Below are 21,910 nucleotides of genomic sequence, written 5' to 3'. Positions count from 1 at the left end.
CCCTCCCCCGCCCCCGCCGCCTGCTGCTGGCCGAGGCGCCCGGCGCCAGCCGCACGGCCACGCTGAACCTGCTGCTGCATCTGGGACTGGGCGAGACGCTGACTGTCTGCGACGACGTGGCTACGCTGCTGCTGGCACTGGACGAGGCCCGCACCAACGCCACCGCCGCCGAATGGCTGTTGCTGGACTGGCGCCTGCCCGGCCCGGGGCCCAGCGGGGCCGAGCTGCTGGCGCGGCTGCGGCGCGAGCATCCGTCGCTGCGCATCGCCGTGCTGGGCCAGCCGGCCCCGGGCGAGGGCCCGGCGCAGGCGCGCGCGTTCGGTGCGCGCGCCGTCTGCGACAAGCCGCTGCAGCCTGCCGAGCTGCGGCGCCTGCTGGACGACGCGCCCGCGCCCGCGCCAGCGGTGGTCGACGGAGAGTCGCTGACCGGGCTGCGCGTGCTGCTGGTGGAGGACCACCCCGTCAACCAGGACATCGCGGTTCGCCTGCTGTCCAGCCGCGGCGCGCTGGTCGACGTGGCGGCCAACGGCCAGTTGGGCCTGGACCAATTGCGTGCGCGCGGCGCCGACGCCTACGACCTGGTCCTGATGGACCTGCGCATGCCTGTGCTGGACGGTCTGGAAGCCACGCGCCGCCTGCGCGCCATGCCGGGCTTCGAGAGCCTGCCCGTGCTCGCGATGACGGCGCATGCGCTGGCCGAGGAGCGCGCGCAGTGCCTGGTCGCCGGCATGCAGGGCCACATTGCCAAGCCGCTGGACGTGGCCCACCTCGTGCGCGAGCTGCAGCGCTACCGCCAGCCAGGCACGCTGGGCGACGGCCCGGCGCTGGACCTGGCCGCCGGCCTGCGCCAGTTCTCCGGTCAGAGCGCGCTGTACCACCGCACCCTGCGGGGCTTCGCCGACCAGTACGCCCAGGGCTTGGCCAGCTGGGTCGACTGGCTGCGCCGCGGCGACTGGAGCGAGCTGCGGCGCGCCGCGCACACGCTGCAAGGTCTGGCCGCGACGCTGGGCGCGCAGCCGCTGCACCGCGCCGCGCTGGCGCTCGAGCGCTGCGCCGCAACGGGTGACATGGCAGGCGCCGGCCACCTGCTAAGCCGCGTGGAGGCGGCGCTGCTGACCGTGCGCGACGAGATCCGCGGCGCGCTGTCGCCACGCGACGAATCGCTGCCAGCGCCCGCGGCGGGCGCCGTTCCGACCGACCTGGCCGAGCTGCGCCTGCTGCTGAACCAGAGCGACAGCAGCGCGCTGGACTGGTGGGAGCTGCACGGCGCGCACACCGGCCTGCAAGCGGCAACGCGGCGGCGCGTGGAGGCGGCACTGGCCGTGATGGACTTCGACGGCGCCGCGCGCGCCTTGGGGGACGCGACCTGATGGCAGTAACGCGCCTGTTGCTGCTGGGCCCCAAGGGCACTGCCTGGCTGTTCGGTCTCATCGTGCTGGCGGCGTTGGGCGCATGGAGCACCGAGATGGCGCTGGGCATCATCGAACCCAGCGACCGCTTCGCCTACCCGCTGCTGGCGGCGGCTTTCTCCGGGCTGGCCGTGCTGTGCCGGCGCCGCCCGCAGGCCGTCAGCACCTGGCAGCGCTGCGGCGCCGTGCTGCTGGGGCTGTACTTCAGCGGCAGCATGCTGGCCTTCACGCTGCGGCCCGACCACGGCCCCAGCTTGTACACGCTGGGCAGCATCGCGCCGTGGACGCTGGGCGGTTGCCTTCTGCTGTTCACGACGTGGCCAGCCGGCCGCGCGCTGCGACTGTCGCTGGCGCTGATGCTGCTGATGATCGCGCCACCCACGCTGCTGCGCTTCTCGGGCGAGGCACCGCCCTGGCTGCTGCAGGCCTGGCCGCTGGTGGCGAACCTGGCGCTGTGCCAAGTCTTGTTCAGCCTGGCCCTGTGGGGCTTGTCGCGCCAACTGGCGCCGCTGAGCCAGCTGGCACCGCCTGCCGGGGCGCCCACGACGTCGAGCGAGCTGGTCAAGGCACGGCTGGCCGAGCTGGAGCGCTCGCGTGCCGCGGCAGAGGCCGCGTCGCGCGCCAAGTCGGACTTCCTCGCCACCATCGGCCACGAGATCCGCACGCCCATGAGCACCGTGCTGGGCCAGACGCGCATGCTGCTGGGCGAGCGGCTGCCGCCCGAGCAGCGCGACCGGCTGCTGGACGTGGCGCGCGCCGGCGAGTCGCTGGTGCGGCTCATTGACGGCCTGCTGGACTACGCGGACCTGGACGCCGGCCGCATGCCGTTAGCCGCCGAGCCGCTGCGCATCGAGCCCATCCTGGCCAGCGCCTTCGACGCGATCCGCGCCGCCGCGCAGGCCAAGCAGCTGGAGCTGCAGTGCGACATCGCGCCGGAGTTGCTGGGCTCGGCCGGCTCGCGCCGTGGCGACGCGGCGCGGCTGATCCAGTTGCTCAGCGAGCTGCTGGTCAATGCCGTCAAGTTCACGCCGGCCGGCCAGGTGCGCCTGAGCGTCGGGCTGGACGGCATCGGCGCCTGGCGGCTGCGCGTGCGCGACAGCGGCGTCGGCATGGCGCCCGAGCAGCTGGAGCGGCTGTTCCTGCCGTTCGCGCAGGCCGAGGCGGGCGCGACACGGCGCTTCGGCGGCACCGGCCTGGGCCTGGCCATCTGCCGCGCACTGGCCGAGCGCATGGGCGGCACGCTGACGGCGCAGAGCCGCCCGGGGCGCGGCAGCGAGTTCGAGCTGGTGCTGCCGCTGCGGCCCTGCCCGGAACTGTCACCGCCGGCCGAAGCCCGCATCGCCAGCATCGTGCTGGTGCAGGCCGCGCACAGCAGCGGGCACGAGGCCTTGCTGAAGCTGCTCCAGGCGCTGGCGCCCGCTGCGCGGCTGCAGCTGCTGCCGCAAGGCAGCCAGGCGCTGGAGCAGCTGGGGAGCGCCGCCGGCCCGCGCCACGACCTGCTCATCGTGGACGGGGTCCTGCCTGACATGGAGGGCAGCCTGCTGCTGGAGCGGCTGTCAGCCCGCGGCGTGCTTGGTGCCACGCGCATCGTGCTGCTGAGCGCCTTCGACACGCCGCTGCTGCGCGAGCGGGCACTGCGCCACGGCGCGCATGCGCTGTGCGCCAAGCCGCTGCTGCCGCACACGCTGCACCGGCTGCTGGACCTGGAGCGCCCGCTGGCCGCCGCGCCGCAGGCGCCGGCTTTCGAGGACACCCCGGGCCCGGGCACCGACCCGGCCACGCTGCTCAGCGAGCTGGACCACCTGCTGGCCGAGTCCGACGCCCACGCGCTGACGCTGTGGGAACGGCACGCGTCGGCCTTCGTGGAGCTGCTGCCGGCGACGCGGGCTGGCGCGCTGGCCGGCGCGCTGCAGCGCTACGACTTCGACGAGGCGCAGGCAGCCCTGCGCGGGGAGGACCACAAGCGATGAACGCGAGCCCACGCATGATCATCGAGGCCAGCGTGTCGCAGGCCACCATCCTGGTGGTGGACGACACGCCCGCCAACCTGACGCTGATGGCCCAGGTGCTCAAGCCCGAGTACCGCGTGCAGCTGGCGGTCAGCGGCATCAAGGCGCTGGAGATCTGCCAGCGCCAGCCGCCCGACCTCATCGTGCTGGACGTCATGATGCCGGAGCTGGACGGCTACGAGGTCTGCCGCCGGCTGAAGGCCAACCCGGCCACGCGGCGCGTGCCAGTCATCTTCCTGACCGCGCTGACACGGCCCGAGGACGAGAGCAACGGCTTCGAGGCCGGCGGCGCGGACTTCATCCACAAGCCGTTCAACCCCGCGACCGTGCTGGCCCGCGTGCGCACCCACCTGCAGCTGAAGCTGGCCGAAGATCAGCTGCTGAGCCACAACGCCCAGCTCAGCGGCGAGCTGGCCGCGCGCCGGCGCGAGGTCGAGCGGCTGCGCGACACGACGCTGTTCGTCATGGTCGGGCTGGCCGAGTTCCGCGACGCCGACACCGGCAACCACATCCAGCGCACGCAGGAGTACGTGCGCACGCTGGCGCGCTGGCTGGCCACCCAGCCGGACGCACCGGCCGGCCTCAGCGACACGGTCATCGACGAACTGGCCAAGGCTGCACCGCTGCACGACATCGGCAAGGTGGCCATCCCCGACGGCATCCTGCTGAAGCCGGGTCGGCTGTCCGAAGAGGAGTGGCGCATCATGAAGACGCACGCCGAACAGGGCGGCGACCTGCTGCAGCGCGCCATCGACCGGCTCGGCGACGACGCCGGCCTGATGCTGACCTTCGGCAAGCAGATCGCCCGCCACCACCACGAGAAGTGGGATGGAAGCGGCTATCCCGACGGCCTGGCCGGCACCGACATCCCGCTGGCCGCGCGGCTGATGGCCGTGGCTGACGTCTACGACGCGCTGATCAGCGCACGCCCCTACAAGCCGGCGATGACGCACGACGACGCGCTGGCCTACATCCGCGACGGCAGCGGCGCGCACTTCGATCCGCGCGTGGTGCAGGCGCTGGAATCGTGCGTCGACCAGATGCGCGACATCGCCGCGCGATGGGCGGACTGAGCCCCGCGATAATCGCGGCCCCATGCAGTCCGGTCCCATCCTCAACATCTCCTGCTACCTCTTCGTCTCACTGGCCGACACGGCAGCGCTGCGTGACCGCCTGGAGTCGCACGCACTGGCGCTGAACCTCAAGGGCACCGTGCTGATCGCCGAGGAAGGCATCAACCTGTTCCTGGCCGGCCCGGCCGACGCCGTCAACGCTTGGGTCGACGGGCTGCGGGCCGACCCGCGCTTCGCCCCGCTGACGCCCAAGGAGAGCTGGAGCGCGATGCAACCCTTCCAACGCCTGAAGGTCAAGGTCAAGCCGGAAATCATCCGCATGAACCGCCCGGCCATCCGCCCCGACCAGGCGCCGCGTGCCCCGGCCCTGGCACCGGCCACGCTGTTGCGCTGGCTGGACCAGGGGCACGACGACGACGGCCGCGAGGTCGTGCTGCTGGACACGCGCAACGGCTTCGAGGTCGACCAGGGGGCCTTCGACGGCGCCGTCGACTGGCGGCTCGACAAGTTCAGCGACTTCCCCGACGCGCTCGCCGCCCACCGCGACGAACTCGCCGGCAAGACGGTGGTGAGCTACTGCACTGGCGGCATCCGCTGCGAGAAGGCTGCCATGGTGCTGGCCGAGCAGGGCCTGCACGCCTGGCAACTGGACGGCGGCATCCTGAAGTATTTCGAGGACACCGGCGGCAAGCACTACCACGGCAACTGCTTCGTCTTCGACGATCGCCGAGGCGTCAACGCGGACCTGACCCCGACGTGAACAGTCGATTCGGCGACCTTGCGTTGAAGGTCATCGGCATCCTGCTGATGCTGTCCGCACTGGGCTTCGCCATCGGCAAGGCGCCGGACCGTTCGCTGGAAAGCCTGGTGCCGCGCTGGGCGCCGCCACCGTCCGACTTCATTGAGCTGGACGGCCTGCTGGTGCATTACCGCGACCAGGGGCCGAGCAGCGACCCGCTGCCGCTGGTGCTGATCCACGGCACCAGCGCCAGCCTGCACACCTGGGAGGGCTGGGCGACGGAGCTGGCGCGCACGCGCCGCGTCATCAGCTTCGACCTGCCCGGCTTCGGCCTGACGGGCCCCAATGCCGACGGCGACTACCGCGACGCTCGCTACGTGACCTTCGTGCGCAATCTGCTCGCGCGGCTGGGCGTGGGCCGGGTCATCGTGGCGGGCAACTCGCTGGGCGGCGAGATCGCCTGGCAGCTGGCGCTAGCCGAGCCGGCGCGCGTGGCAGGGCTGGTGCTGTTGGATGCCGCGGGCCACGACTTCGTGCCCGAGTCGCTGCCGCTGGGTTTTCGCATTGCCCGCATCCCGGTGCTGCGCGAGGGCATGCGCTGGGTGCTGCCGCGCCGCGCCGTCGAGAACAGCGTGATCAGCGTCTACGGCGACCCGACCCGCGTCAGCGCCGCGCTGGTGGACCGCTACTACGAGCTGACGCTGCGCGCGGGCAACCGCGTCGCGCTGATGCAGCGCATGGACCAGCTGGCGCCCGGCCCGGTCGAGCGCCTGCCCGAGATCCAAGTCCCCACGCTGATCCTGTGGGGCGGCAAGGACCGGCTGATCCCACCGATCTGGGGCGAGCGCTTCCATGCGGCCATCCCGGGCAGCCGGCTCGTCAAGTTTCCGGCGCTGGGCCATGTGCCGCAGGAGGAGGACCCGGCTGCTACCCTTGCGGCCTTGCGCGACTGGCTACCTGAGGTCGCCCGCTGAATTCCGTCCCACCGTCTCACGAAGAGGTTCGACATGAAAAAACGCTCCTTGATCGCCCTGGCCCTGCTGGCCGCCGGCACCACCGCCTTCGCCCAGGCGCCCGAGTGGAAGAAGATCCGCATCGGCGTCGAGGGCGCCTACCCGCCCTTCTCCGAGATCGGCCCGGACGGCAAGCTCAAGGGCTTCGAGATCGAGCTGGTGCAGGCCTACTGTGCGCAGATGCAGGCGCAGTGCACGCTGGTGCAGCAGGAGTTCGACGGCCTGATCCCGGCGCTGCAGTCGCGCAAGGTGGACGCCATCTTCGCCAGCGTCTCCATCACCGACGAGCGCCGCAAGGTCATCGCCTTCTCCAAGCCCTACTACAACACTCCCGCCCGCTTGGTCGCAAAGGCCGGCGCCCAGCTGGAGGCTACCGCCGCCGGCCTGAAGGGCAAGAAGATCGGTGTGCAGCGCGGCACCACGCACGAGGCCTATGCAGCCGCCACCTTCAAGCAGAGCGAACTGGTGCGCTACGCGACACAGGACCAGGTATTCCTGGATCTGAAGAGCGGCCGCATCGAGGCCACGCTGATGGACTCGCCCGCGGCCGACTTCGGTTTCCTGAAGAAGCCCGAAGGCAAAGGCTTCGCGTTCGCCGGCGGCAACATCAACGACGACAAGGTATTCGGCGTCGGCACCGGCGTTGGCATGCGCAAGGCCGACGAGGCCACGCTGGGCAAGAAGTTCAACGCCGCCATCGACGCGCTGCAGTCTAACGGCACGTTCAAGAAGCTGGCCGACAAGTACTTCGACTACGACATTGCGCCTAAGAAATGAGGCCCCTCGCCCAGTCTCGCCACGCTGGACGCGGGCGAGTCCGGTCGGTCCCCCGAGGGGACGGCGATGCCCGCGGCATTGAGCCGCGAGCACATCGCCTGCGGGCCGGCTTGCGAGCGGCCCGGCGTCGGTCCGCCGTTCACTGACACCCATGCTTCACGGATTCCTCCCCAGCCTGCTCGAAGGCGCCTCGGTCACGCTGGCCGTGGCGCTGTCGTCGCTGGCCGTCGCATTGCTGCTGGGTCTGCTCGGCGCACTGGCCAAGCTGTCGCGCTCGCGCGTGGCGCAAGGGCTGGCAGCCGTCTACACGACGCTGATCCGCGGTGTACCCGACCTGGTGCTGATGCTGCTGATCTTCTACGGCGGCCAACTGGCGGTGAACACGCTCGCGCCCATGCTGGGCCACGAGGACTACATCGACATCGACCCGTTCGTGGCGGGCGTGCTGACCATCGGCTTCATCTTCGGCGCTTACCTGACCGAGGCCTTCCGCGGCGCCTTCCTGGCCGTGCCGCCGGGCCAGCGCGAGGCCGGCATGGCGTTCGGCATGAGCCGGCGCCAGGTGCTGTGGCGCATCACGCTACCGCAGATGCTGCGCCACGCACTGCCGGGCGTGTCCAACAACTGGCTGGTGCTGATCAAGAGCACAGCTATCGTGTCGGTCATCGGCCTGTCGGACCTGATGACTCGCGGCCAGCAGGCCGCGGGCACCACGCGCGAGCCGTTCAGCTTCTACTTGGCCGTCGCCGCCATCTACCTGCTGTTCACCAGCGCGTCGGAGCTGTGCTTTGCCTGGGCGAACCGGAAACTGGCGATCGGGGTGAAGGAAGGACAACTGTGAACTTCGACGCCATCGTCGAGAACCTGCCGATGTACCTGGAAGGTCTCGGGGTCACGTTGCGGTTGCTGGTGCTGTCGCTCGGCGCCGGCCTGGCGCTCGCCCTGCCGCTGGCCGTCGTGCGCTCCGTGTTCAAGGGTTGGCCGTCACGACTGGTCTGGGTCTACACCTACGCATTCCGCGGCACACCGATGCTGGTCCAGTTGTTCCTCATCTACTACGGGCTCGCGCAGTTCGACGCGGTGCGCGACAGCTGGGTCTGGCCCTGGCTGTCGTCGGCCACGTTCTGCGCCTGGCTGACCTTCGCGCTGAACACGACGGCCTACACGACCGAGATCATCGTCGGCAGCATCCGCGCGCTGCCGGCCGGCGAGATCGAGGCGGCGAAGGCGCTGGGCATGAGCCGAGGCCTGATGCTGCGCCGCATCGTGGTGCCCGCCGCGCTTCGCCGCGCGCTGCCGGTGTATGGCAACGAAGCCATCTTCATGCTGCACGGCACCTCGCTCGCCAGCATCGTCACGCTGCTGGACATCACCGGCGCGGCGCGCGCCGTCAACGCCAAGTACTACCTGCCTTTCGAGGCCTTCATCACCGCCGGCGTCTTCTACTTCGCGCTGACGCTCTGCCTGGTCGGGCTGTTCCGCTGGGCGGAGAACCGCTGGCTGAAGCCCATGATGTCCCGCTGAACATGCAAGTCATCCACCACCCCCTGCTCTGTCCCGCGCCCGGCACGCAACGCGAACTCGTCTCGCTGCACTACGGCCCGGAGGCAATGCCCAGCGGCGGCCAGAAGGCGTACATCCAGGCCTCGCTGCACGGCGACGAACTGCCCGGCATGCTGGTCGCACACCACCTGCGCTTGCAGCTGGACGCGCTGGAGGCCACGGGCCAGATCAGCGGCGAGATCGTGCTGGTGCCGATGGCCAACCCCATCGGCCTGAGCCAGTTCCTGCTGCATGCCCACCTGGGCCGCTTCGAGCTGATGTCGGGCGAGAACTTCAACCGCCACTACCCCGACCTGATCGCCACGGTGGCCGCCACCGTCGAGCCGCAGCTGGGGTCGGACGCTGACGCCAACGTGGCGCTGCTGCGCCGCGCACTGAAGGCCGCCGTCGACGCCTCGCCGGCCGACACCGAACTGCAATCGCAGCGCCGCCAGCTGCTGAGCCTGTCCTGCGATGCCGACATCGTGCTGGACCTGCACTGCGACGCCCAGGCCGTCATGCACCTATACACCGACCCGCAGTGCTGGCCCGACTGCGAGCCGCTGGCGCGCTTCCTCGGCTCGCGCCTGACGCTGCTGGCGCAGGAATCCGGCGACAACCCCTTCGACGAGGCCTGCTCGCAGGTCTGGTGGAAGTGGAAGGCGCGTTTCGGCGACCGCTTCCCGATCCCGCAGGCCTGCCTGTCCGTCACCGTGGAGCTGCGCGGCGCCACCGATGTGACGCATGAGCTGGCGGCGGCCGACGCGAAGCACATCGTCGACTTCCTGCGCTGGCGCGGCCTGATCGCGGGTGACAAGCCCGCGCTGCCCGCGCCGGTCGGTGACGCCCGCCCGCTGGCTGGCAGCATGCCCATCAAGTCGCCGGTGGCCGGCGTGCTGACCTTCCTCGCGCCTGTCGGCGCCGAGGTGAAGGCGGGCGACGTGCTGGCCCATGTCATCGATCCCATCACGGCCCAGATCACCGAGCTGAAGAGCCCGGTGGACGGTCTGTTCTTCGCGCGCGACTTCCTGCGCTTTGCCAACGCCGGCATGCGCGTCGCCAAGGTTGCCGGCAAGGACGCGCTGCGCACCGGCAAGCTGCTCGGGGCTTGAGCATGAGCGACCTCCAACTGCAAGCCACCAACATCCACAAGCGCTTCGGCGAGCGCGAGGTGCTGAAGGGCATCTCGCTGGCCGCGAGACGCGGCGACGTCGTCACGCTGATCGGCTCGTCGGGCTCCGGCAAGAGCACCTTCCTGCGCTGTCTGAACCTGCTGGAACAGCCGCACGAAGGCGAACTGAGCCTGGGCGGCGAGGCGCTGAAGCTGGTACGCGACCGCGACGGCAGCCTGAAGGCAGCCGTCGCGCCGCAACTGCAGCGTTGGCGCGCACGGCTGGCCATGGTGTTCCAGAACTTCAACCTCTGGGCGCACATGACGGTGCTGCAGAACGTCATCGAGGCACCGGTGCACGTGCTGGGCAAATCCAAGGCCGAGGCCACGGAGCGGGCACAGGCGCTGCTGGCGCGCGTGGGCGTATCGCACCGCGCCGACGTCTACCCCGCGCAGTTGTCCGGCGGCGAACAGCAGCGCGTGGCGATCGCCCGCGCGCTGGCGGTGGACCCCGAGGTCATGCTGTTCGACGAGCCCACGTCGGCGCTCGACCCGGAGCTGGTGGGCGAGGTGCTGAAGGTGATGCGCGACCTGGCGGCCGAGGGTCGGACCATGGTGGTCGTCACGCACGAGATGGGCTTTGCGCGCGAGGTGTCCAACCACTGCCTGTTCCTGCATCAGGGCAAGGTCGAGGAAGAAGGCAACCCGAAGGAGATGCTGCTGCGCCCGCAGTGCGAGCGGCTGCAGCAGTTCCTGTCCGGCGGGCTCAAGTAACCCATGAGAAAAGCAGCAGTGCGGCTGCTGTGGCGAGCGCTCGCGGTGCTGAGCGTGGTGCTGGCAGTGCTGGGCACCGTGCTGCCGGTCATGCCCACGGTGCCCTTCCTCATCATGGCTGCTTGGGCGGGCGGCAAAGGTTGGCCGGCGCTGGAAACCTGGCTGCTGGAGCATGCGCACTTCGGGCCGCACATCCGCGACTGGCGCGCACGCGGCGCCGTGCCGCGCCGAGCGAAGTGGCTGGCCACGGTGATGATGATGGGCAGCGCCACGATGATGCAGTTCACGCCGTTGCCGCTGTATGTGCGCATCGGCGTGCCAGCCGTGATGGCCGCCGTGGCCGTGTGGCTGTGGCGGCGGCCTGAACCTTAGCCGCTGCTACACCGGCAGCAGCCCGCGGTCCTTCAGCATCGGCTCCACGACCGGGTCGCGCCCGCGGAACGCGCGGAAGGCCTCGCCAGGCTCGCGGCTGTTGCCGGCCGACAGGATGCACTCGCGCAGCCGCGCGGCCACGCCTGCATCGAACACGTTGCCGGCTTCGACGAAGGCGTCAAACGCGTCGCAGTCCAGCACCTCGGCCCATAGGTAGACGTAGTAGCCGGCCGCATAGCCGGCGCTGCTGAACAGATGCTGGAAGTGCGTCAGCCGGTGGTTCATGCCCACCTCGACCGGCAACTGCCACTGCGCCATGGTGTCGCGCTCGAAGGCCACCACGTCGGCCGGCGGCTGCGGCAGCGCGTGCGCGGCCATGTCCACCAGCGCGCTGGCCGTGTAGCGCAGCGTCTCGTAGCCCTGGCCGAACTGGCGCGCGGCCTGCAGCTTGGCCAGCAGCGCATCGGGCAGCGGCTCGTTGGTCTGCCAGTGGCGGGCAAATTTCTTCAGCACCTGCGGCTCGGCCATCCAGTGCTCGTACAGCTGCGACGGCAGCTCGACGAAGTCGCGCAGCACCTGCGTGCCGGCCAGGCGTTCGTACTCGACATCGCTGAGCAGGCCGTGCAGGCCGTGACCGAACTCGTGGAACAGCGTTCGCACGTCGTCGAAGCTCAGCAGCGTGGGCTCACCCGCCGCGCCACGCGCGAAGTTGTTGTTGTTGAGGATGACGGGCGTGGCGCCCAGCGCGCGGCTCTGGTTGCGCATCGGGTTCATCCAGGCGCCGCTGCGCTTGGTGGGGCGCGCGAAGTTGTCCTGCAGGAACAGCCCGCTCAAGCGACCGTCGGCGCTGAAGACCTCGTAGGCGCGCACGTCGGCGTGGTAACCGGCGATGTCGGGCCGGGGCTTGAACTGCAGCCCGAACAGGCGGGTGGCGCAGTCGAACATCGCCGCCACCATGCGGTCCAGCGAGAAATATGGCTTGACCTCGGCCTCGTCCAGCTCGAAGCGGGCGCGCTTCGCCTGCTCGGCATAGAAGCGCCAGTCCCACGCTTCCAATGCATGCGTGGCGCCGGCCGCAGCCATCGCGCCCAGCACGGCGTCGCGCTCGCGCGCCTGCGCGGTCAGCGCAGGGTGCCAGACACGCTCCAGCAGCGTCATCACCGCACCCTGCGTGCGCGCCATGGTGTCCTCCAGCGCGTAGTCGGCATAGCAGGCATGGCCGTGCAGCTTGGCCTGCTCGGCGCGCAACTCCAGGATCTGGCGGCAGATGGCGCGGTTGTCCGTGTCACCGGTGTCGTCGCCGCGGCCCACCCACGCCCGCCAGGCCTGCTCGCGCAGGTCGCGCCGCGCGCTGAAGCTCAGGAACGGCACGATCAGCGAGCGCGACAGCGTGATGACATGGATGCCATCGTCCAGCCCGCGGTCAAGGGCCGCCTGACGTGCGGCGGCACGCACGAAACCCGGCAGGCCGGCGAGTTCGTCCTCGGTCTTCAGCAACAGCTGGTAGCCGCTCTCGGCGGCCAGCACGTTCTGCGCGAAGCGCGTGTTCAGCTCGGCGAGCTTGGCCATGATGGCTGCGTAGCGCGCCTGGGCCTCGGGCGCCAGGCGTGCGCCGGCCCGCAGGAAGTCCAGATGCACACGCTCCAGCAGCCGAAGCGACTCGACATTCAAACCCAGCGTTTCGCGCCGCTCGAACAGCGCCGCCACGCGGCCGAACAGGCCCGCATGCATGTAGACGGCGCTGTTGTGCGCGGCCAGCGGTCCGGCCAGCGCGCGCTGCACGGCCTGCAGCTCGGGCGACGTCGCCGACGCGGCCAGCGAATAGAACAGGTGTTCCAGCCGCGTCAGCAGCCGGCCGCTGGCGTCGAACGCCGCGACGGTATTGGCAAAGCTGGGCGCCTCGGCTTGGTTGGCAATGGCGTCGATCTCGGCGCGGTGGGCCGCCAGGGCGGCGTCGAACGCCGGCTGGAAATGCGCCGGCGCGATGTCGGCAAAAGGCGGCAGGCCGTGCGGGCCGGCCCAGTCCTGCAGCAGCGGGTTGCTCATGCGAAGCTCCTCTCAAAAGCGAAAGGCCGCATCCGGTAGGAAGCGGCCTTGCGGGGCTGAAGGGTCAGCGGTTCAGGTGATCACTTGCCGGCGGCAGCGGCCCTTTCCTTGCGGATGGCCTTCTCGTCGTTCTCGTCGTAGGCCTTGTTGCTGCACTCGGCCTTCCACTGGTCGTTGGCATCGAAATGCTTCTCGGTGCGCTCCTCGATGGACTTGAACTGCGCGTCCAGCGCATCGACCTTGTCGCTGAAGGCCTTGCGCTTGGTGGCCTGCTCGGCATCGGCGGTCTTGACGCCTTCGAACATGGCGTTGAAGTCGGTGGTGCGCTTCAGGTAGGCCTCGTTGCGCGCCTTCAGCTCTTCCTTCTTGAGCTTGGAAGCCTCGGCAGCGATGGCGGCGTGCTCGGCCAGGATGGCTTCCTTCTCAGCCTTCACCGCCTTGATCTTCTCCCCCAACGCGTTTTCACCGGCCTCGACATTGGCCTTCTCGGTCTTCAGGCTCTCGGCGTTGGCCTTGTACGAAGCCTGCTCGTTCTTGATCGCCGCGGCTTCCGCCGTGTTGGCTTCCTGGCGGTCGATGCAGGCGCGCAGTTCTTCGCGCGACATCAGCTTTGGCTGAGGCGCCTTGGGCTTCTCGACGACCGGGTTGCTGACCTTGTTGTTCTTCGGGTCGACCTTGGCCTTGGTGTTGTTGGTGATCTGTGCCTGGGCGGAAACGGCGAGCACCAGGGTCAGCGGGAGAAGAATGCGTTTCATGGCGAGGGCGCAACTCGGGTTGCGAAGGTTCCAAACGGGAGGCGGCATCATGCCATGAGGCTTCCCCACGATAATCCCCGGCTGCCCTTCGTTACCAAGTCCGCATGGCACTCAAAGCCACCATCTACAAAGCCCAGCTCCAGATCGCCGACATGGACCGCCATGTCTACGGCGACCACGCTCTCACGCTCGCCTGCCATCCGAGCGAGACCGAAGAGCGGCTGATGATCCGCGTGCTGGCGTACGCGTTGAACGTCACGGCCGATGACCTCAACGGCCGGCTCGAGTTCACCAAGGGCTTGTCCGATGTCGACGAGCCCGATCTGTGGCAACTCGACCTGACCGGCGAGGTACAGCACTGGATCGACCTCGGCCAGCCCGACGACCGCCGCCTGCTGAAGGCGCATGGCCGCGCCCGTCGCGTCAGCGTCTACAGCTTCGCCTCCAGCACGCCGGTGTGGTGGAGCGGCATCGAGACCAAGCTGACACGCGCGCCTCGGCTCGCCGTCTGGCAGATTCCCGCCGATCAATCCCAAGCGCTCGCTGCGCTGGCTGCGCGCAGCATGCAATTGCAGATCAGCATCCAGGACGGCAGCGTCTACGTGTCGACCACCGACGCATCGGTCGAAATTCATCCAGTCGCGCTGAAGACTCCCACCGATTAACCGCATCACCAAGAAGACCGACACCATGTCCACGATCCTGCAATCCGTTCCCGTCGGCCAGAAGGTCGGCATCGCTTTCTCTGGCGGCCTCGACACGTCGGCCGCGCTGCACTGGATGAAGCTCAAGGGCGCCCTGCCCTATGCCTACACGGCCAACCTGGGCCAGCCGGACGAGCCCGACTACGACGAGATCCCGCGCAAGGCCATGCTGTACGGCGCCGAGAAGGCCGTGCTGGTGGACTGCCGCGCGCAATTGGTCGCCGAAGGCATCGCTGCGCTGCAGGCCGGCGCCTTTCACATCAGCACCGCGGGCGTGACCTACTTCAACACCACGCCCATCGGCCGTGCAGTGACCGGCACGATGCTGGTGGCCGCCATGAAGGCCGACGGCGTCAACATCTGGGGCGACGGCTCGACCTTCAAGGGCAACGACATCGAGCGCTTCTACCGCTACGGCCTGCTGACCAACCCGGCGCTGAAGATCTACAAGCCCTGGCTGGACCAGACTTTCATCGACGAGCTGGGCGGCCGCGCCGAGATGTCGGCCTTCATGACGGAGAAGGGCTTCGCCTACAAGATGAGCGCCGAGAAGGCGTACTCGACCGACTCCAACATGCTGGGTGCCACGCACGAGGCCAAGGATCTGGAGCACCTGAACAGCGGCATCAAGATCGTCAACCCCATCATGGGTGTGGCGTTCTGGCGCGACGACGTCGTCGTAAAGGCCGAAGAGGTCACGGTGCGCTTCGAGGAAGGCATGCCTGTCGCGCTGAACGGCGTCGAGTACCGCGACCCGGTGGCGCTGCTGGCCGAGGCCAACAGCATCGGCGGCCGCCACGGCTTGGGCATGAGCGACCAGATCGAGAACCGCATCATCGAGGCCAAGAGCCGCGGCATCTACGAGGCCCCGGGCCTGGCGCTGCTGCACATCGCCTACGAGCGCCTGGTCACCGGCATCCACAACGAGGACACCATCGAGCAGTACCGCATCAACGGCATGAAGCTGGGCCGCCTGCTTTACCAGGGCCGCTGGTTCGACCCGCAGGCCATCATGCTGCGCGAGGCGGCCCAGCGCTGGATCGCTCGCGCCGTGACCGGCGAGGTGGCCGTCGAACTACGCCGCGGTAACGACTACTCCATCCTCGACACCCGCAGCCCCAACCTGACCTACGCGCCCGAGCGCCTGTCGATGGAAAAGGTCGAGGACGCGCCGTTCAGCCCGGCCGACCGCATCGGCCAGCTGACCATGCGCAACCTGGACATCACCGACACGCGCGGCAAGCTGGGCATCTACACCGGCGCGGGCCTGCTCGCAGGCGGTGGTCTGCCCCGCCTGGAGTAAACCCGCAAAGGGCTGGTCAGGCGCCACGAGTACTGTGTAAAATTACAGCATTCGCTTAAGGAGCCCAACCATGCACAGCCCCTACCGCCAGAACTACGTCCCCGGCCGCCCGCTGCCCCGCTGGTTGCAGCACATCCTGCGCTGGCTCTGAGTCCTCAGAACTCGTCCACCGAGCGCAGAGAGCTCGCGAATCGCGGCTTGCCAGCCGGCGTCACGTGTCGATAGCGGTAGGTCACGGTCGCGCCGACCGGCGGCGGATCGCGGCGCTGGGCCTCACTGAAGCCCGTGCCCAACTGGAAGCGGACGCCGCCCGGCGTCTGGACCTCCAGTGCGCCCAGCATGCCGGCAAAGCGGCCCTTGCCCGGCTGATGGCCTACCACCACAGCTTCCGCGTCCGCCTCGGGCTTCGGCTTCTGCAGCAGGTCGCTGCGGCCCGATGCCAGCGGTGCATCCGCTCGGTGCAGCATCAGCTCTTCGCCGCCCGCGTCCACCACCTGCTTCAGCTTCGCGCGCAACGCGGCGTTAGATCTGAAGCGATGCTGCTCGACGGGTACGACGACGTCGCTCGCCAACGTCTTGAGCTGTTCGGCGCGTTGTTCGAAGCTGCCGGCACCGGCCGGCAATCTGAAGACGCGGTAAGTGATGCGACGCCACTCGACGTCGACCGGTTAGGCCCGCCTCACTGCGCCCGACAGTTCGTCGAAACGGCGCCGCCCCATGCACAGCTCGCCGTCCAGCGGCGTCTTCGGCAGCGCGGCCAGGAACCAGGCCGGCGCCGCCACGGTACGGCAACTGCGGAACCTCAACGTGTTGCCGTCCCACAGCGCCCGCACACCATCCAGCTTTTCGCTGACGAGATACGGCGTCGGGTCGATGCCCGCCGACGCGCTCTTCGCCATCAGCTGCTCCAGTGCCAGCGCCGGCACGCCCAGGCTGCCCAGCCAGGCCAGCAGCACGCGTCGGCTCCATGCCTTCCCGCTCATCGCCGCCCTCCCACAGGGATCGAGGGCGACAATCATCCAGCCCGCCTACGACGCGCGGGCGGCAGGATTCCCCTTCAGACGACCACCGGCTCCGGTTCCAGCCGGATGCCGAAGCGTCCGTAGACGCTCTCCTGGATGGCCCGCGCCAGCGTGACGACCTCGGCGCCGCGCGCTTCGCCCTTGTTGACGAGCACCAGCGCCTGCTTGTCGTACACCGCCGCGCCGCCCACCGTCTTCCCCTTCCAGCCGCAGGCGTCGATCATCCAGCCCGCTGCCAGCTTCACGCTGCCGTCTGGCATCGGGTAGTGAACAATGCCGGGGTCGCGGCCAATGATGTCCTTACATTGCTCAGCGGTGACCACCGGGTTCTTGAAGAAGCTGCCCGCGTTGCCGATGACCGCCGGGTCCGGCAGCTTGGCGCGGCGCACCGCGACGATCCAATCGAAGATCTGCCGCGCATCAGGCGCCGTGATGCCCGTCTCGGCCATCTTGCGCTCCAGTTCCAGGTAGCCCAGCACCGGCTGCCACGGCTTCGGCAGCCGAAAGCGCACCTGCGTGATGACGCTCTTGCCGGCCAGCCCGCCGAAGTCGCTCTGCTTGAAAACGCTGTCGCGGTAGCCGAAGCGGCACACGTCCGCTGGCAGCAGCGCCGGGCGGCCGGTTACCAGGTCCATGACCTCCACCGCCTCCAGCCGATCCTTCACCTCGATGCCATAGGCGCCGATATTCTGCACCGGGGCGGCGCCCACCGTGCCCGGGATCAAAGCCATGTTCTCCAAGCCGGGATAGCCGTGGTCCAGTGTCCACTGCACCAGCTCGTGCCAGACCACGCCGGCACCCGCCTCGACGATCCAGGCATCGGCGCGCTCCTCCAGCAGCCGGATGCCGGGGATCTCGACCTTCAGCACGACCGCCTCCACATCCTTGGTCAGCACGAGGTTGCTGCCGCCGCCCAATACGAACTTGGGCGCGCGGCCCAGCGCCGGGTGATCCACGATGCGACGCACGTCGGCAGCCTCGCGGATGCGGACCAGCCGCTTCGCCACGGCCGGCAGGCCGAAGGTGTTGTAAGGCTTCAGATTGACGTCGTTCTCGATCCGCAGGGAAATCGGCACTGCGTTCGAGGGGGTCTGGGAAGGCGTGGACATGGGAAAATTTTCGCTTATTCATCCAACAGTTTTTCCACGATGCCCAGCTTCGACACCGTTCTCGAACCCGACCACGTCAAGATCCGCAATGGCGTGGACAACAGCATCAAGGAAATCGGCACCCGGTTCGACTTCAAAGGCACGGGCGCCAAGCTTGAGTTGAAGGACAAGGAGATCCACAGCTCGGGCGACAGCGAGTTCCAGCTGGAACAGATCGAGGCCGTGCTGTACGGCAAGCTGACCAAGCAGGACGTGGTCATCAGCTTCCTCGACAAGCAGGAGAAGGTCGAGAAGCTGGGCGGCGACAAGGTGCGCCAGGTCTACAAGATCAAGGAAGGCATCGAGGCGACGCTGGCCAAGAAGATCGTGAACTCGCTGAAGGAGAGCAAGCTCAAGGTCCAGGCCAGCATCCAGGGCGACGCCGTGCGCGTGACCGGCAAGAACCGCGACGACCTGCAGACGGCCATCGCGCACCTGAAGAAGAGCTTCAGCGACACGCCGCTGACTTACAACAACTTCCGCGATTGAGCATGCAGCGTCTCGCCGTCTCGCTGTGCGCGCTGGCGCTGGGCCAGGCCATGGCCCAGACGCCGGCACAGGTGCAGGTGCAGCTCAACGGCATGCTGGGTTCGCGCGCGGCGCTGCTGCTCATCGACGGCGAACCGCAGACCGTGCGCGTGGGCGACAGCGTCAAGGGTGTGCGCCTGGTATCGCTGGACGACGACCGCGCGACCGTGGACATGGGCGGCAGAAGGCAAACGCTGACGCTGGGTGCCGCGCCGGCACGTGTGACGTCCACCCCCTCCAACGCGCCCCGGCAGATCCATCTGCCCATGGGCCCGGGTGGCCACTACACGACCATGGGCATGATCAATGGCCGGGTCACCAGCTTCCTCGTCGACACCGGCGCGACAAGCATCTCCATCGGCCAGGCGGAGGCCGAGAAGTTGGGGCTGCGCTTCCTCCAGGGCCGGCGCATCGTCACGCAGACTGCCAACGGCATCATTCCCGCGTACTTGATCGAGCTGACCAGCGTGCGGATCGGCGAGGTCGAAGTGCGCGACGTGACGGCCATCGTGATCCCCAGCCAGATGAGCCATGTGCTGTTGGGCAACAGCTTCCTCAACCGTTTTCAGATGCGACGTGAGCACGATGTCATGACGCTGGAGCTGCGCTACTGACACGGCATGTGCTGGCGGGCCGCCCGTCTGCAAGAATCCGCGGCCTTCGTCTGCCGGGTCGCCCGATGCCACGCTCCTCCGCTGCTCTTTCCCGCCTGCTGGCGACCCTGCTGATTGCCGCGAGCCCCGCAGTGCTCGCCCAGGATGCCGCCAAGGCTTCGCGCTTCTACGAAGACGCGCTGCAGCGCTACGAAAAGCGCGACATCGCCGGCGCCATCGTGCAACTGAAGAACGCGCTGCAGGCCGACAAGAACCAGTTGCCCGTGCACGTGTTGCTGGGCAAGGCACTGCTGGCCGACAGTCAGCCCTCGGCAGCGGAATTCGAGTTCACCGAGGCTCTGCGCCTGGGCGTCAACCGCGCCGAGGTCGTCGTGTCGCTGGCGATTGCGATGAACGCCCAGGGCAAGCAGCCGCAGATGCTGGAAGACCCCCGCCTGCAGATCGCCGGCCTGCCCCGCGGCATCCAGCAGCAGTTGTTGCTGGAGCGCGCGCTGGCGCAGTCAGACCTCGGTGACGCCAAGGCCGCACTGGCGTCGGTCAACCAGGCACGCGCGATCAACGCCAACGACGCCGCCAGCTGGCTGGCCGAGGTGCCGCTGCGGGTGCGCAACCGGCAGTTCGCCGAGGCCCATGCCGCCGCTGATCAGGCGCTGAAGCTGGCGCCCGAGGACGCCGAGGCGCTCTACCAGAAGGCCGCCATCTTTCACGCCAGCGGCGAGCCGGCACTCGCCATGGCCGGCTATGACCAGGCATTGAAGCTGCAGCCCAAGCATGCGGAGGCTCACCTGGCCCGCGCCGGCCTGCTGCTGGACCGGAACAAGGACGCCGAGGCGCTCGCCGCCGTCGACGCGTTGCAAGCGCTCAAGCCCAACGACCCGCGCGGCGCCTACCTGCGTGCCCTGATCGCCGAACGCACAGGCGACCAAGCCGCCGCCAAGGCCTCGCTGAAGAAGGTGACCGACCTGCTGGACCCGGTCCCTATTGAGTACATCCGCTTCCGCACGCAGCTGTTGATGCTCAACGGCTTGGCTCATTTCAGCCTGGGAGAACTGGAGAAGGCCAAGCCCTTTCTGGAGCTGGCGGCCCGGCAGCAGCCCGGCAGCCCGCTGGTCAAGCTGCTCGCGCAAATCGCAATGGGTGAGCCCAACCTGAACCGCGCCATTGAGCTGCTGGATGGCTACGTGAAGGCCCAGCCGGGCGACGGCCAGGCGCTCCTGATGCTGGCCACCGCCCACATGCGCCAGGGTCGGCACGCCCGCGCCACCCAGCTGATGCAGGATGCGTTGAAGACCAAGGACTCGCCGGAGTACCGCACCGCGCTGGGCCTGTCGCTGCTGCAGTCCGGCCAGGCCCCGATGGCCGAGGGCGAACTGACCAAGGCCTACAAGGCCGACCCGCGGCAGATCTATGCGGGGCTGGCGCTGGTCACCGTGCATCTGCGCGACCAGCAACTGACCAAAGCCCTCACGGTCGCCGATTCGCTCGCGCGCGCCAACCCCAACAACCCGACGGTGCTGACCGTGCAGGCCTATGCCAAGGCTCAGGCGCGCGACTTCGCCGGCAGCCGCGTCAGTTACGAGAAGGCGCTGAAGCTCGACCCCAACCACCTAGAAGCCAAGCTAGGCCTGGCCCGCATCGACGCGCAGACCGGCAACTTCGATGCGGCCGAGCAGCGGCTGCGGGCGGCGTTGAAGACGCAGGAGAACAACGTCAACGTGCTGTTCGAGCTGGCGCTCATCAACGAGCTGCGCGGCCGAGATGCCGAGGCTCTGAAGTGGCTGGAAAGCACCGCCGCGGTCAGCGGCCCGCGCGAGACCCGCGTCAATTTCGCTCTCGTCGCCTGGCATCTGCGCAAAGGACAACCGGCCCGTGCGGTCGAAGCCGCCAAGCAGTTGCTGGCCAAGCTGCCGGAAGATGTCGAGGCGCTGCAGGCCTACGCGGCGGCGCAATTGGCCAACGGTGACCCGGCTGGCGCCAGATCCACGCTGACCAATGCCTCGCGCCGCGCCGGCTTCGATACGCCGCGCCTGGTCGAGATCGCCCGCCAGCAGGTCGTCAGCCAGGATCTGAAGGGCGCCGCCTATTCGCTGGAGAAGGCGCTCAACGGTTCGCCCAACGACCTGGCGGCGACGGCGATGCTGTCCAGCGTCGAGCTGGCCCAGGGCAACCTGCCGCTGGCCGAGCAGCACGCGCGACAGGTGCTGGCAGCCAGCCCTAAGTCGGCACTCGGCCACAACCTGCTGGCTGAGGTCGCGCTGCGCCGCGGGCAGCCCGGCCCGGCGCTGGACGCCTTGCGCAAGGCGCACGACATCGACCAGTCGCCACAGACGCTGACGCGGCTGATGCGCGCCCAGGCCGCGCAGGGCGGCTTCAAGGCGGCCTCCGATGCCGCCGAGGCCTGGCTGCGCAAGAAGCCCAACGACGCGACGGTTCGCAGCGCGCTGGCGGAGTTGCAGATCCGCGCCGGCGACCTGGCCGGCGCGCGTCGCCAGTACGAGACGCTGCTCAAGAGCCGTCCCAGCGACGGCTCGGCGCTGAACAATCTGGCCAACGTGCTCCTCGAGCAAAAGGATCCCGGCGCCATGGAGGTGGCCGAGCGCGCTTTGAAGGTCGATCCCCGCAATGCTGTCTATCTGGACACGGCCGGATGGGCCAACCACCTTGCGGGCAAGGCCGAACGCGCACTGCAATTGCTCCGGGACGCGCGCCTGCGGTCACCGGAGAACGCCGACATCCGTTACCACCTCGCCGTGGTGCTGGCCCAGGCGGGCCGCAAGGCAGAGGCGCGAGAGGAATTAAACGCTGCGCTGCGCGGCGGTGCGACTTTTGCCTCGGCCGAGGACGCGAAACGCCTTCAATTGACCCTCAACTGAGGGGGCGCTGCCGATGCACCGCGCTGTCGACGTTTCTTACAATTTGTTCGCCGGAAATCCCTAGGTTCTCAGAACCCATTGATGCGCAAAGGTTTTTT

The 21,910-nt window shown here is 68.8% G+C and carries 21 protein-coding genes; 16 read left to right on the top strand and 5 right to left on the bottom strand.

Annotated features, from left to right (window positions below; all coding sequences use genetic code 11):
- The 11 genes from ACG02S_RS25100 to ACG02S_RS25050 form a co-directional block, all read left to right on the top strand.
- Window positions 1-1,370: response regulator (locus ACG02S_RS25100; protein ID WP_394473240.1), on the top strand; the 1,370-nt coding region annotated here is incomplete at its 5' end.
- Window positions 1,370-3,379, top strand: coding sequence for an ATP-binding response regulator (locus ACG02S_RS25095; RefSeq protein ID WP_394473239.1), 2,010 nt, complete (start codon window positions 1,370-1,372; stop codon window positions 3,377-3,379). The genes ACG02S_RS25100 and ACG02S_RS25095, both read left to right, overlap by 1 nt.
- Complete coding sequence (locus ACG02S_RS25090; protein WP_394473238.1) at window positions 3,376-4,491, top strand: HD-GYP domain-containing protein; 1,116 nt, start codon at window positions 3,376-3,378, stop codon at window positions 4,489-4,491. Before ACG02S_RS25095 ends, ACG02S_RS25090 begins: the two co-directional genes overlap by 4 nt.
- Window positions 4,492-4,513: 22 nt before the next feature.
- Window positions 4,514-5,251: a sulfurtransferase gene (locus tag ACG02S_RS25085; RefSeq protein ID WP_394473237.1), complete on the top strand. Its 738-nt coding sequence runs from the start codon at window positions 4,514-4,516 to the stop codon at window positions 5,249-5,251.
- Complete coding sequence (locus ACG02S_RS25080) at window positions 5,248-6,204, top strand: alpha/beta fold hydrolase (protein ID WP_394473236.1); 957 nt, start codon at window positions 5,248-5,250, stop codon at window positions 6,202-6,204. The genes ACG02S_RS25085 and ACG02S_RS25080 overlap by 4 nt, the downstream gene beginning before the upstream one ends.
- A gap of 33 nt (window positions 6,205-6,237) precedes the next feature.
- A complete protein-coding gene (locus ACG02S_RS25075; protein ID WP_394473235.1) occupies window positions 6,238-7,020 on the top strand; it encodes an ABC transporter substrate-binding protein in 783 nt (260 codons plus the stop codon).
- A 151-nt stretch (window positions 7,021-7,171) separates the two neighbouring features.
- Window positions 7,172-7,861 carry an ABC transporter permease gene (locus ACG02S_RS25070; RefSeq protein ID WP_394473234.1) on the top strand — a complete coding sequence of 230 codons (690 nt, stop codon included), beginning with the start codon at window positions 7,172-7,174 and terminating at the stop codon, window positions 7,859-7,861.
- Window positions 7,858-8,544 (top strand): ABC transporter permease, encoded by a 687-nt coding sequence (locus ACG02S_RS25065; RefSeq protein ID WP_394473233.1) that lies wholly within the window; start codon window positions 7,858-7,860, stop codon window positions 8,542-8,544. The genes ACG02S_RS25070 and ACG02S_RS25065 overlap by 4 nt, the downstream gene beginning before the upstream one ends.
- Before the next feature lie 2 nt (window positions 8,545-8,546).
- Window positions 8,547-9,674, top strand: coding sequence for a succinylglutamate desuccinylase/aspartoacylase family protein (locus tag ACG02S_RS25060; RefSeq protein ID WP_394473232.1), 1,128 nt, complete (start codon window positions 8,547-8,549; stop codon window positions 9,672-9,674).
- Window positions 9,675-9,676: 2 nt separating this feature from the next.
- Entirely contained in the window at window positions 9,677-10,447 is a 771-nt protein-coding gene (locus ACG02S_RS25055; protein ID WP_394473231.1) for an ABC transporter ATP-binding protein, read from the top strand.
- A 3-nt stretch (window positions 10,448-10,450) separates the two neighbouring features.
- A complete protein-coding gene (locus ACG02S_RS25050; protein ID WP_394473230.1) occupies window positions 10,451-10,819 on the top strand; it encodes a YbaN family protein in 369 nt (122 codons plus the stop codon).
- A 6-nt stretch (window positions 10,820-10,825) separates the two neighbouring features.
- On the opposite strand, the gene ACG02S_RS25045 is transcribed toward ACG02S_RS25050, so the two are convergent.
- Together ACG02S_RS25045 and ACG02S_RS25040 are read right to left on the bottom strand one after the other, a co-directional pair.
- Entirely contained in the window at window positions 10,826-12,865 is a 2,040-nt protein-coding gene (locus ACG02S_RS25045) for a M3 family metallopeptidase (protein WP_394473229.1), read from the bottom strand.
- Between the two features lie 80 nt (window positions 12,866-12,945).
- Window positions 12,946-13,620 (bottom strand): hypothetical protein, encoded by a 675-nt coding sequence (locus ACG02S_RS25040; protein WP_394473228.1) that lies wholly within the window; start codon window positions 13,618-13,620, stop codon window positions 12,946-12,948.
- 104 nt (window positions 13,621-13,724) lie between these two features.
- Between ACG02S_RS25040 and ACG02S_RS25035 the strand changes: the two genes are divergently transcribed.
- Window positions 13,725-14,285 (top strand): YaeQ family protein, encoded by a 561-nt coding sequence (locus ACG02S_RS25035; protein ID WP_394473227.1) that lies wholly within the window; start codon window positions 13,725-13,727, stop codon window positions 14,283-14,285.
- Between the two features lie 25 nt (window positions 14,286-14,310).
- Entirely contained in the window at window positions 14,311-15,627 is a 1,317-nt protein-coding gene (argG, locus tag ACG02S_RS25030) for an argininosuccinate synthase (protein WP_394473226.1), read from the top strand.
- 155 nt (window positions 15,628-15,782) lie between these two features.
- Here argG and ACG02S_RS25025 read toward each other — a convergent pair whose 3' ends face one another.
- The 3 genes from ACG02S_RS25025 to murB form a co-directional block, all read right to left on the bottom strand.
- A complete protein-coding gene (locus ACG02S_RS25025) occupies window positions 15,783-16,250 on the bottom strand; it encodes a hypothetical protein (RefSeq protein ID WP_394473225.1) in 468 nt (155 codons plus the stop codon).
- Between the two features lie 45 nt (window positions 16,251-16,295).
- Complete coding sequence (locus ACG02S_RS25020; RefSeq protein WP_394473224.1) at window positions 16,296-16,610, bottom strand: DNA ligase-like domain-containing protein; 315 nt, start codon at window positions 16,608-16,610, stop codon at window positions 16,296-16,298.
- A 74-nt stretch (window positions 16,611-16,684) separates the two neighbouring features.
- A complete protein-coding gene (gene murB / locus ACG02S_RS25015; protein WP_394473241.1) occupies window positions 16,685-17,713 on the bottom strand; it encodes a UDP-N-acetylmuramate dehydrogenase in 1,029 nt (342 codons plus the stop codon).
- Between the two features lie 84 nt (window positions 17,714-17,797).
- Between murB and ACG02S_RS25010 the strand changes: the two genes are divergently transcribed.
- The 3 genes from ACG02S_RS25010 to prsT all read left to right on the top strand — a co-directional run bounded on the left by ACG02S_RS25010 (window position 17,798) and on the right by prsT (window position 21,812).
- On the top strand, window positions 17,798-18,286 hold the full coding sequence (locus tag ACG02S_RS25010; protein WP_394473223.1) for a YajQ family cyclic di-GMP-binding protein: 489 nt from the start codon (window positions 17,798-17,800) through the stop codon (window positions 18,284-18,286).
- A gap of 2 nt (window positions 18,287-18,288) precedes the next feature.
- Window positions 18,289-18,939 (top strand): retropepsin-like aspartic protease family protein, encoded by a 651-nt coding sequence (locus ACG02S_RS25005; RefSeq protein ID WP_394473222.1) that lies wholly within the window; start codon window positions 18,289-18,291, stop codon window positions 18,937-18,939.
- Window positions 18,940-19,004: 65 nt separating this feature from the next.
- Complete coding sequence (gene prsT, locus ACG02S_RS25000; protein ID WP_394473221.1) at window positions 19,005-21,812, top strand: XrtA/PEP-CTERM system TPR-repeat protein PrsT; 2,808 nt, start codon at window positions 19,005-19,007, stop codon at window positions 21,810-21,812.
- Window positions 21,813-21,910: the final 98 nt, after the last annotated feature.

Source organism: Pelomonas dachongensis (assembly GCF_043555865.1).
Lineage (GTDB): Bacteria > Pseudomonadota > Gammaproteobacteria > Burkholderiales > Burkholderiaceae_C > Pelomonas > Pelomonas dachongensis.
Note: the sequence above shows the minus strand (reverse complement) of the source record. Positions and strands in the feature narration are given on the sequence as shown.

Coding starts and splice junctions, on each gene's coding strand:
- ACG02S_RS25095 (WP_394473239.1), top strand. CDS start 1,370: ATGGCAGTAACGCGCCTGTTGCTGCTGGGCCCCAAGGGCACTGCCTGG.
- ACG02S_RS25090 (WP_394473238.1), top strand. CDS start 3,376: ATGAACGCGAGCCCACGCATGATCATCGAGGCCAGCGTGTCGCAGGCC.
- ACG02S_RS25085 (WP_394473237.1), top strand. CDS start 4,514: ATGCAGTCCGGTCCCATCCTCAACATCTCCTGCTACCTCTTCGTCTCA.
- ACG02S_RS25075 (WP_394473235.1), top strand. CDS start 6,238: ATGAAAAAACGCTCCTTGATCGCCCTGGCCCTGCTGGCCGCCGGCACC.
- ACG02S_RS25070 (WP_394473234.1), top strand. CDS start 7,172: ATGCTTCACGGATTCCTCCCCAGCCTGCTCGAAGGCGCCTCGGTCACG.
- ACG02S_RS25060 (WP_394473232.1), top strand. CDS start 8,547: ATGCAAGTCATCCACCACCCCCTGCTCTGTCCCGCGCCCGGCACGCAA.
- ACG02S_RS25055 (WP_394473231.1), top strand. CDS start 9,677: ATGAGCGACCTCCAACTGCAAGCCACCAACATCCACAAGCGCTTCGGC.
- ACG02S_RS25050 (WP_394473230.1), top strand. CDS start 10,451: ATGAGAAAAGCAGCAGTGCGGCTGCTGTGGCGAGCGCTCGCGGTGCTG.
- ACG02S_RS25045 (WP_394473229.1), bottom strand. CDS start 12,865: ATGAGCAACCCGCTGCTGCAGGACTGGGCCGGCCCGCACGGCCTGCCG.
- ACG02S_RS25040 (WP_394473228.1), bottom strand. CDS start 13,620: ATGAAACGCATTCTTCTCCCGCTGACCCTGGTGCTCGCCGTTTCCGCC.
- ACG02S_RS25035 (WP_394473227.1), top strand. CDS start 13,725: ATGGCACTCAAAGCCACCATCTACAAAGCCCAGCTCCAGATCGCCGAC.
- argG (WP_394473226.1), top strand. CDS start 14,311: ATGTCCACGATCCTGCAATCCGTTCCCGTCGGCCAGAAGGTCGGCATC.
- ACG02S_RS25020 (WP_394473224.1), bottom strand. CDS start 16,610: ATGAGCGGGAAGGCATGGAGCCGACGCGTGCTGCTGGCCTGGCTGGGC.
- ACG02S_RS25010 (WP_394473223.1), top strand. CDS start 17,798: ATGCCCAGCTTCGACACCGTTCTCGAACCCGACCACGTCAAGATCCGC.
- ACG02S_RS25005 (WP_394473222.1), top strand. CDS start 18,289: ATGCAGCGTCTCGCCGTCTCGCTGTGCGCGCTGGCGCTGGGCCAGGCC.
- prsT (WP_394473221.1), top strand. CDS start 19,005: ATGCCACGCTCCTCCGCTGCTCTTTCCCGCCTGCTGGCGACCCTGCTG.